Raw genomic sequence first — 10,244 nt, 5'->3', positions numbered from 1 at the left:
TATCATCTTTTTCGACGGGCGCTTAAATTTCATACAGAATATTTTGTAAAAGAAAAGAAACCATATCAGATTTTAATTTACAAATTTATTGCTTCATAGCAATCTACGATCTACTTTATCAACAAATTTTAAGCTATTTTTCTGATTAAAACCATGACCAGTCACGCAAAACAACTAATCAGTTTTTTTAACATTAATGTTAATTCCTTTATTAGTTAACGCCGAAAACAGTTCAAATTTTCTAATGAAACCTGTTAAAAAAAAGTACAGGACAACCTATCTATATTCAAATTTTCAAAGAAGAAAAACTTACTTGAACTTTATACGGAAAAATTAGATGGGCAATTAGAAAAAAGTACGTACTTATCCTATTTGTAGCTATTCTGGCGGTCTTGGACCTAAAAAGTTTCAAGGTGATCTAAAAAGCCCTGAAGGTTTTTATCAAGTCAATTTCTCACAATTAAATCCAAACAGTCGATTTTACCGAGCTATCAACCTAGGATTTCCTAATCAATATGATAAATCAAAAGGATATACTGGCGATTTTTTAATGATCCACGGAGCCTGTAAATCTGTGGGTTGCTATGCAATGACAGACGCTGTGATGGATGAAATTTATCAGTATGCTGAATTGGCGCTACAAAATGGTCAATCTACGATTAATATTCATATTTTTCCATTTAAAATGACCGCTGAAAATATGAAAAAACATCAATATTCAAAAGATATGGATTTCTGGCAGCAGCTTATGCCAGCCTACGAATATGTTGAAGAACGTAAACAGATCCCCTCTGTTACTGTTCAAGATGGGCGTTATTTCGTTAATAACACGTTGACTTCAACGAATAATATAAACCCAACCCTTAACTTATCACAAAATAGTGAAAACAAGTGGTTACAGAATACGCACTCCACGATCAAATAAGACAAACTCACCAGCGGGAATACGCTGCCAAGATTCATTTCCAGTCAACGGTAATGTTGAGATAACTGAAACCACATCATCTGATTGAGTGTGTTGCTGGAAATCGATTTCTACATCTTGATCAAGTAATTTAGCTTTGCCAAAAGGCGCTTTACGCGTGATCCAATGTAAATTAGTTGAACAATATGCCATTACAAATCGACCATCTGACAACAGCATATTAAAAACCCCTTTTTGCTTTAATTGAGAAGCTAAAGTAGCGATAAAACGAAATACAGCAGGCCAATTCACAGGGGTTCGTTTATAACGATTTTCGAGCTGATTTAAGATCCAGCAAAAAGCTTTTTCACTATCCGTCTGCCCTATCGCTCTAAAACGCCCAGTTTCAAGAGATTGATAACCTTTTAGTTGACCATTATGTGCATACGTCCAGTTTTTTCCCCATAATTCACGAGTAAAAGGATGGGTATTTTCTAGAGAGACATTTCCCCGATTCGCTTGACGAATATGAGCGATTACCGCCTCGGATTTAATTGGATATTCTTGAACAAAGCGAGCGACTGGCGAAATTGCGCTAGCTTGAGGATCTTTAAATGTGCGACATCCTAATCCTTCGTAGAAAGTAATTCCCCAACCATCTTTATGAGGTCCTGTCTTACCACCTCTTGGAATTAATCCACTTAGACTGAAATTAATATCTGTCGGTACATTTGCACTCATGCCTAACAACTCACACATCGCTCACTCCTTATTGCCGATGTTTATGGCTAATTTATTGCTATATCAACAAATTATTTTTCCATTTCTTTTTCAATTAATTGGATCAGAATATGAATAACTTTGATATGGATTTCTTGAATACGATCAGCGTAACCGAAATGAGGTACACGTATTTCAATATCTGCTGTACCGTCCATTTTCCCGCCATCTTTACCTGTTAACGTAATGACTTTCATGCCTTTCTCACGCGCAGCGCTAATTGCTTTGATGATATTGCCTGAATTGCCTGAGGTTGAAATCCCCAGCAGAACGTCACCTTCTTTACCCACAGCTTCAACATAACGGGAGAAGATATATTCATAGCCAAAATCATTACTTACACATGAGATATGGCTTACATCTGAAATAGCAATGGCTGGATAACCAGGGCGATTTTCACGATAACGTCCTGTTAACTCTTCGGCAAAATGCATTGCATCGCAATGAGAACCCCCATTACCGCAAGATAATACTTTGCCACCCGCTTTAAAAGAATCGGCTAATAACACCGCTGCTTTTTGGATAGCTTCAATATTTGCATCATCTTGAAGAAAACGGGAAAGAGTCTCTGCTGCTTCAGTTAATTCACCACGGATAAGATCTTGGTACATAGGATTTTTACTCCAGAAAGGGTAATCGAAATTTTCTGTTTCTCAGTGTAACGGATTAAATGTCATGAAAGAAGATACCTGTTATCGACAAATGCTAACTTCTCTCATTTACGAATAATTTGTGAGCTATATTGTAATTAGAATGTAAATATATTGATAAAAGTTAGTGACTGGATTAGATCTAAATAACAAACAACAGGTCTGACCTCCGATCTCTTGCTAAATACAGGAGTTTATTATGACACTACTCAGTATCGTACTTTTTATTGTTCTTATTGGCGTACTTAGTTATCGCAAATTCGGTATCGCGATAAGCAGCCTAACACTTATTGCTTATACATTAATCATGGGTGTCGCCAACATTTGGAGTTACTGGTTACTCCTTCCCGTTGCATTGGTTTTATTACCCTTTACTATTCCTTCTATTCGTAGAGCCTATATCTCAGTACCTGCACTTAAAGCATTTCAAAAAGTCATGCCTTCGATGTCTAAAACAGAACAAGAAGCTATTGATGCTGGTACAACATGGTGGGAAGGCGAACTTTTCCGTGGCGCTCCCGACTGGAAACAACTTCATAATTACCCTAAACCACAGCTAACCGCTGAAGAGCAAGCTTTCCTTGATGGACCTGTCGAAGAAGTTTGTCGCATGACAAATGACTTTGAAATTACTCATGAATTAGCTGACTTACCTCCTGAAATCTGGCAATACCTTAAAGATCATCGCTTCTTTGCCATGATCATTAAAAAAGAGTACGGCGGATTAGAGTTTTCAGCCTACGCCCAATCACGCGTATTGCAAAAACTGGCAGGGGTGTCAGGTATTTTAGCCATCACCGTTGGTGTACCTAACTCTTTAGGCCCCGGTGAGCTATTGCAACACTATGGTACTGATGAACAGAAAAAACGCTATTTACCCGGTTTAGCCAAAGGGGATGAAATTCCTTGTTTCGCCTTAACAAGCCCTGAAGCAGGCTCCGATGCAGGTGCTATTCCTGACAGTGGCGTTGTCTGTATGGGAGAATGGCAAGGTGAACAAATTCTTGGCATTCGTTTAACCTGGAATAAACGCTATATCACGCTTGCCCCTATCGCGACCGTATTAGGATTAGCATTTAAATTACGCGATCCTGACCATCTATTGAGTAATGATGAAAATCCAGGCATCACCTGTGCGTTAATTCCAACCAATGTTAAAGGTGTTGAAATCGGCCATCGCCATTTCCCATTAAACGTGCCATTTATGAATGGGCCAACTCGTGGTAAAGATGTTTTTGTTCCCATCGATTACATCATTGGTGGACCAAAAATGGCCGGTCAAGGTTGGAGAATGCTGGTGGAATGTCTCTCTGTTGGTCGTGGCATCACATTACCATCAAATTCTACTGGTGGATTAAAAAAGTGCCGCTATGGCAACAGGGGCTTATTCTCGTGTCCGTCGCCAGTTCAAAATTCCTATCGGTAAAATGGAAGGTATTGAAGAGCCATTAGCTCGCCTTGCTGGAAATGCTTATCTCTTAGATGCAGCATCCACATTAATTACCACAGGTATTATGTTAGGTGAAAAACCTGCCGTATTATCCGCCATAGTCAAATATCATTGTACTCATAGAGCACAACGAGGAATTATCGACGCAATGGATATTGTGGGAGGGAAAGGGATCTGCCTTGGGCCATCAAACTTTGTCGCGCGCTCTTATCAAGGTTCTCCAATCGCCATTACTGTTGAAGGTGCCAATATTTTAACTCGTAGCATGATCATTTATGGTCAAGGTGCTATCCGTTGCCATCCTTATGTATTAGATGAAATTGCCGCTGCACGAGAAAATAACCTACATGATTTTGACCGCGCTCTATTTGGTCATATCGGTCATGTAGCAAGTAATACCTTACGTAGTTTGTGGTTAGGTATCACGAATGGTCGATTAAGTAACGCCCCGACTAATGATGAAACCCGTCGTTATTATCAACAAATTAACCGTTTGAGTGCCAATATGGCGCTGTTATCTGATGTTTCGATGGGCGTTTTAGGTGGAAGTTTAAAACGTCGTGAGCGTATTTCAGCGCGTTTAGGTGACATATTAAGTCATATCTTCCTCGCTTCTGCCACGCTTAAGCGTTACGAAGATGAAGGTCGCCATACTGCAGATTTGCCTCTCGTACATTGGAGCCTAAAAGAGTGTTTATACCAAGCGGAGAATGCAATTGATGAACTGCTACGCAATTTTCCAAGCCGAGTTATTGCAGGCACGATGCGTGCAATTATTTTCCCACTCGGTAAAGCTCAAAAATTGCCATCAGATAAATTAGACAGCAAAGTAGCGCAACTTATCCAACAACCTTCTGAAACCCGTGATCGTATTGGCAGAGGTCAATACTTAACACCAAGTGAGCATAATCCACATGGTTTAATGGAAGAAGCATTACTGGATATCTTAGCTGCTGAGCCTATCTTCGACCGTATTTGTCGCCTTTATGAGAAGAAATTCAGCTTTACTCAGCTAGATAAACTAGCAGAAAAAGCACTGGCTGATAAACGAGTCACCCAAGAAGAGGCTGATATCTTACGTAAAGCAGAACAAAGCCGCTTACGGAGTATTAATGTCGATGAATTTGACTTTGATGCATTGGCGGTGCCTGTAAAAAAGCCGCAAACTGACAAAGTCAAAACAGACAAGGCCGCTTAACACTAGATATAAAGGGAAAAATATCCCTTGATAAACACAAGCACCTCATCACTAAAGTTGTCATGAGGTGCTTTTTATTTCTCAATGAAAGCATGTTTAATAAAAAGAATGAATTAGAGATCTAACTCCAACGCTAATAACTCTTCTATTGTTTGACGACGACGAATTAATTGGTGAACATTCTCTGTTATCAGCACTTCAGGAATAAGTGGTCGACTATTATAATTTGATGACATTGAAGCACCATAAGCCCCAGTATCATGAATAACTAAGTAATCACCTACCTGTGCTTGAGGCAATAAACGAGGAACAACCATGCCTCCCTCTTGCTGAGTGAAAACATCGCCAGATTCACACAACGGTCCTGCCACAATCGTCTCTTGTAATTTTGTCATTGGTTTTATTTGACCATGGCTATCTAAAACTGAAATTTGATGATAACTGCCATACATTGCAGGACGCATTAAATCACTAAACCCTGCATCCACCAGCACATAATGACGACTTCCCATCGATTTAACCGCTCTCACTTGTGAAATCAATACACCAGATTCAGCGACTAAGAAACGTCCCGGCTCGATTTCTAACTCAATAGAATGCCCTAAATGTTGGGCAATACGTTGGCGAGCCTTATTCCATAAAGAAAAATAGTGATCCAAGTCGACTGTCGCATCACCCTCTTGATAAGGTGTTGATAATCCGCCTCCTGCCGAAATGGCTTGGATATCAATTTGAGAGCTTAGTACTTGCTCTACCATCGCATCACAGACACTAGAAAGATGTTGATAATCAACACCGGAACCAATATGCATATGAAAACCAACTAACGTTAGGTTGTACTGTTGGATCACGGCTAATGCTTCAGGTACATCTTCATACCAAATACCGTGCTTACTGTTCTCACCACCTGTATTCGTTTTTTGGCTATGTCCATGACCAAATCCAGGATTAATTCTTATCCAAACTGCATGGCCTTGATTGCGCTCACCTAATTGACGAAGCATATCAATAGAGCCTGCATTAACAGGAATATCTAATTCAACAACGCGTTCAAGAGTGCCTTCATCAAGTAAATCAGCGGTAAAAACAATCTCACTTTTTTTCTCTACCACCTTGGTAACCCGCAACTAAAGCACGTTCAATTTCGCCTAATGAAACAGAATCAACTTTAACACCCTGTGCTTTCATTAAACGTAAGATGTGAATATTCGAGCACGCTTTTTGAGCAAAGCGAACCACATCAAAAGATTTAAGCTGGGCAATACGCTGAGAGATTGTATCTCCGTGATAAATCCATAACGGTGTTCCATATGTTTGTGCTAATTGATATTGAGCCATAGTTATTGATGTTGTCATGTTATCTACTCATAAAAATCTCAGGTGAATAAAATCATTATTTATTAACTTATAAGGGAATAAAAATATCAAATAAGCTACACTCTATTCATCTGTGATATAGGAATAGACAATGAAAGCTCCTTTTAATTGGCGGCATATTGAAATTTATCATGCAGTGATGACCACTCAAAATCTTACTGAAGCCGCAGAGTTATTGAAGACATCACAACCTACAGTCAGTAGAGAGTTATCTCGTCTTGAGCATCTATTAGCATTTAAATTATTTGATAGAATAAAAGGCCGTTTACAACCCACGGCTGAAGGATTGCGCTTTTTTGAGGAAGTACAGCGTTCTTATTATGGCTTAGATAGAATAATAAACGCAGCTGAAAATATTCGCCATTTTAACCAAGCAGAATTGAATATCACCTGCTTACCCGCATTTGCTCAATCATTATTACCTTCAATTTGTCGACAATTTCTAGATACGCACCCTGATGTCAACTTGACCATTGTTCCTCAAGAATCCCCTTTATTAGAAGAGTGGTTATCCGCTCAGCATTATGATTTAGGATTGACCGAACATACACAAACACCAGCAGGAACCCAACAAGAAACCGTGCTTACACTTAATGAAGTTGCCGTGTTACCTAAGTCTCATCCATTGTGTCAAAAAACATTGTTACAACCTGCTGATTTTCAAGATCAGCGTTTTATTAGTTTGTCTGCTAATGATAGATACCGACAATTGATTGATACCGTTTTTATTAAAGATAGAATTACACGACAGCTAGTGATGGAAACACAAAGTGCTGCCTCTATTTGCGCTATGGTAAGTGAGAATATCGGCATTTCAATTGTTAATCCTATCACTGCACTTGATTACTTAGATAAGTCTATTTGTCTTCGCCCTTTACGTTTTTCTATTCCCTTTACCATCAGCTTAATTACCCCATCACATCGCCCTTCATCAACACTTGTTTCCTATTTTATTGATGTGATGAAAGCGACATTATCAGATTATCCTAAGCGACTAACCCAAGCTTTTACCCGATAAAGCAAGCCAATAAGGTGATGATGCAAACCACTCAACTAAGAAATCCAACAATACTCTAACCGCCGCAGGCATATTTTGCCGACTTGCTAAAACCGCATAAATTCCCATTGGTTGAGCTTGATAATCAGACAAGACTTGTTCTAACTCCCCATTATCAAGATAAGGTTTGGCTGAATAATAAGGTTGTAGCGATATACCAGCGCCTTTTAACGTGGCTTGCAATAAAACAACCGATTCATTTGCACTTAAATTACCGCCAACGGGGACTGAATAACGTTCATCATCTAAATTAAATTCCCACAAACTACGCCCAAAAAATCGGTAAGTTAAACATTGATGCTGAGCAAGTTCATCAGGCGTTTGAGGTATCCCTTTTTTTGCTAAGTAATCTTTATGCGCACACACCACAGAAAGACATGTCGCGAGCGAACGTGCAATTAAGTTAGGCTCAAGGTGATTCGTAATACGTAATGCAATATCGATACGTTCTTCCACCAAATTCACGGTTTGATTGGTAATTTGTAAATCAACCGCAATTAAAGGATAACGTTGCATAAACTCACATATCGCCACTGACAAAATACTATTTGCTAATGATTGTGAACTGGTAATTCGAACAAGCCCACTAATTTGATGACGTTCTTTGGGGGTATTAGCAGGGATGCGTTCAGCCATTTCTAATAACTGTAAGCTCTGTTCATATACCATTTCGCCGACAGAAGTTAGGCTTTGTTTACGTGTCGTTCTATGCAATAAACGCACCCCTGCCCACTCTTCCATTTCATTTAAATAACGTGTCACCATGGCTCTAGACATACCTAGATAATCAGCAGCTTTTATCATGCTCCCTTGCTTCACGATGGTTACAAACACTTCTGATGCTTTTATTTTATCCATTCAATTTGCTCGATTTACGCAACAATCAATTGCCTAAAATAGGGTTTTTCTCTTGTTTTATGCAACATATTATAGTCAGCAACACCATTATGGAGAAAACAAAAGATGAAAAAATTACTGCCTTTAACACTTGCAACTACGGCATTCTTCGCGACATCAACGCTAGCAACTGATTTAACATTAGATATATATAACCCAGGAGAAGCGAGTATTTTTCCTGTCTCTTCTGAAATTATTTATGGTGACAAAGATGCCGTTTTAATTGATGCTCAATTTCAAAAAAATGATGCTCAAGCGTTGGTAGATAAAATAAAAGCCTCTGGAAAAAACCTAACTTATATCTATATCAGCCATTCTGATCCTGATTTTTATTTCGGGTTAGATGTCATTACTGATGCCTTTCCAAATGCCAAAGTGATTGCAACAGCCCCCACAATTAAAGCCATTAATGAAACTCAAGCAGGAAAACTTGCCTACTGGGGACCTGTACTTAAAGAAAATGCCCCTCAGAAAATCATCCTTCCTGAGGTACTAAAAGGTGATAGTTTTTCTCTAGAAGGTGAAACGATTTCCGTCAAAGGCTTAGACGGGCAATCTCCAGATAGAACATACCTTTATGTTCCAAAACTTAATGCAGTAATGGGCGGTGTTTTAGTTTATGAAAATATTCATGTTTGGTTAGCAGATACACAAACCGTGGCACAGCGCCAACATTGGGTTAGTGCATTACAGCAAATAAAATCACTTTCTCCAAAAACCGTTATTCCTGGTCACTATTTACCAAAAGCAACCTATGATTTACAAGCTGTTGACTTTACAATGAATTACCTGATTGAAGCTGAGAAAAATCTTGAAAAAACGAAAAACTCAGATGAATTTATTGCAGCGATGGAAAAAAATCATCAGAATTTAGCCGATAAATCAAGCCTAGAACTTAGTGCAAAAGTACTAAAAGGAGAAATGCAGTGGCCTCAGTAACAAGCAATACAGGAAATACCCAAGGCACAAAAATATTGCACTATGTTTATGATCCTCTTTGTGGTTGGTGCTATGGTATTGCACCTTTGATTGAAGCTGTAAGCAATATATTTCCAAATTCCATTAAGTTACATGGTGGTGGATTGTTTACTCCCGCAAGAGCCGTAACAGGAGGACAATCATGGAAAGAGCATGTCACACCAATTGATGAGCGTATTAGTCAATTATCAGGCCAAGTTTTTAGTCACGCATATCGTGACACTCTTGGTAACACTGAAATGGTATTAAACTCACAGCTACCTATTTCAGCCATTCTTGTTGCTGAAATAATGGGAAAGCGAGATGTTTATTTATTAAAAGCACTACAAGAAGCTTATTACCTTGATGGCTTAAATATCAGTGATAAAGACACACTGCTGTTTATTGTAAAAAAACTTGGTTTTGATATTGAACAATTTACATCCTTACTGTCTGAAATTAGCGCAACACAAATTCAGAAACATTTAAGCCAAACACAGCAATTAATGGCTCAAGTGAATGGCCGCGGTTTTCCGACTTTATTTATTGAAGATAACCAAGATTATCGCCTGATATCAATTGAAAAATACTTAGGTGATACAACACGTTGGCAGCAATTTATAAAAGAAAATCTATAATCTTCTTTTCAGTGTGTTGATTAATTTCCGCACACTGCCTTCTTTATTTCAATTCTTATTATTTTATGTTCTGTTATAAAAACCTAACCCAAAAATCAAAATAAATTAATTAAAAGGGGTATAAGGCAAAAAATAGAAACCCAATACCATGAATGTTGAAAATGACAGACAAGAGCCAAATGCCACTTTTTTTATACGATCGTTTATCGTGATTAATACTGAAAAATAATTAGGCTGGGGGCTTCCGCTTTTTTGAAACGGTAACCCCCGTAAAAGCAGGTACCCCACTGACAACTCAAAAAGTGTGGTACGGCGATAAAGGCGAAGTTGCATTAG

The 10,244-nt window shown here is 38.6% G+C and carries 7 protein-coding genes and 3 pseudogenes; 6 read left to right on the top strand and 4 right to left on the bottom strand.

What is annotated here, in order from left to right; genetic code table 11:
- The first annotated feature begins 370 nt into the window (after positions 1 to 370).
- Positions 371 to 925 carry a L,D-transpeptidase family protein gene (locus tag BHE89_RS01845; RefSeq protein ID WP_286145822.1) on the top strand — a complete coding sequence of 185 codons (555 nt, stop codon included), beginning with the start codon at positions 371 to 373 and terminating at the stop codon, positions 923 to 925.
- Here the strand turns inward: BHE89_RS01845 and BHE89_RS01840 are convergent.
- Positions 896 to 1,663: a class II glutamine amidotransferase gene (locus BHE89_RS01840; protein WP_069367072.1), complete on the bottom strand. Its 768-nt coding sequence runs from the start codon at positions 1,661 to 1,663 to the stop codon at positions 896 to 898. The two genes, BHE89_RS01845 and BHE89_RS01840, sit on opposite strands and share 30 nt — an antisense overlap.
- Before the next feature lie 53 nt (positions 1,664 to 1,716).
- The gene (lpcA, locus tag BHE89_RS01835) at positions 1,717 to 2,295 is read right to left on the bottom strand and encodes a D-sedoheptulose 7-phosphate isomerase (protein ID WP_069367071.1); all 579 of its coding nucleotides are present in this window, start codon (positions 2,293 to 2,295) and stop codon (positions 1,717 to 1,719) included.
- Positions 2,296 to 2,533: 238 nt separating this feature from the next.
- Here lpcA and fadE point away from each other — a divergent pair.
- Positions 2,534 to 4,982: pseudogene (fadE, locus tag BHE89_RS01830) on the top strand (acyl-CoA dehydrogenase FadE).
- A 113-nt stretch (positions 4,983 to 5,095) separates the two neighbouring features.
- On the opposite strand, the pseudogene lysA reads toward fadE, so the two are convergent.
- Positions 5,096 to 6,338, bottom strand: a pseudogene (lysA, locus tag BHE89_RS01825) (diaminopimelate decarboxylase).
- Between the two features lie 112 nt (positions 6,339 to 6,450).
- Here lysA and BHE89_RS01820 point away from each other — a divergent pair.
- Entirely contained in the window at positions 6,451 to 7,377 is a 927-nt protein-coding gene (locus tag BHE89_RS01820) for a LysR family transcriptional regulator (protein WP_069367068.1), read from the top strand.
- Here the strand turns inward: BHE89_RS01820 and BHE89_RS01815 are convergent.
- Positions 7,354 to 8,274 (bottom strand): LysR family transcriptional regulator, encoded by a 921-nt coding sequence (locus BHE89_RS01815; protein WP_069367067.1) that lies wholly within the window; start codon positions 8,272 to 8,274, stop codon positions 7,354 to 7,356. The genes BHE89_RS01820 and BHE89_RS01815 overlap by 24 nt on opposite strands.
- Before the next feature lie 105 nt (positions 8,275 to 8,379).
- Between BHE89_RS01815 and BHE89_RS01810 the strand changes: the two genes are divergently transcribed.
- The 3 genes and pseudogenes from BHE89_RS01810 to BHE89_RS01800 all read left to right on the top strand — a co-directional run.
- A complete protein-coding gene (locus BHE89_RS01810; protein WP_069367066.1) occupies positions 8,380 to 9,252 on the top strand; it encodes an MBL fold metallo-hydrolase in 873 nt (290 codons plus the stop codon).
- Positions 9,240 to 9,908, top strand: coding sequence for a DsbA family protein (locus tag BHE89_RS01805; RefSeq protein ID WP_069367065.1), 669 nt, complete (start codon positions 9,240 to 9,242; stop codon positions 9,906 to 9,908). Before BHE89_RS01810 ends, BHE89_RS01805 begins: the two co-directional genes overlap by 13 nt.
- 239 nt (positions 9,909 to 10,147) lie before the next feature.
- Positions 10,148 to 10,244: pseudogene (locus tag BHE89_RS01800) on the top strand (hypothetical protein); the annotation flags it as partial.

Source organism: Shigella sp. FC1967 (genome assembly GCF_001743005.1).
GTDB lineage: Bacteria > Pseudomonadota > Gammaproteobacteria > Enterobacterales > Enterobacteriaceae > Proteus.
Note: the sequence above shows the minus strand (reverse complement) of the source record. Positions and strands in the feature narration are given on the sequence as shown.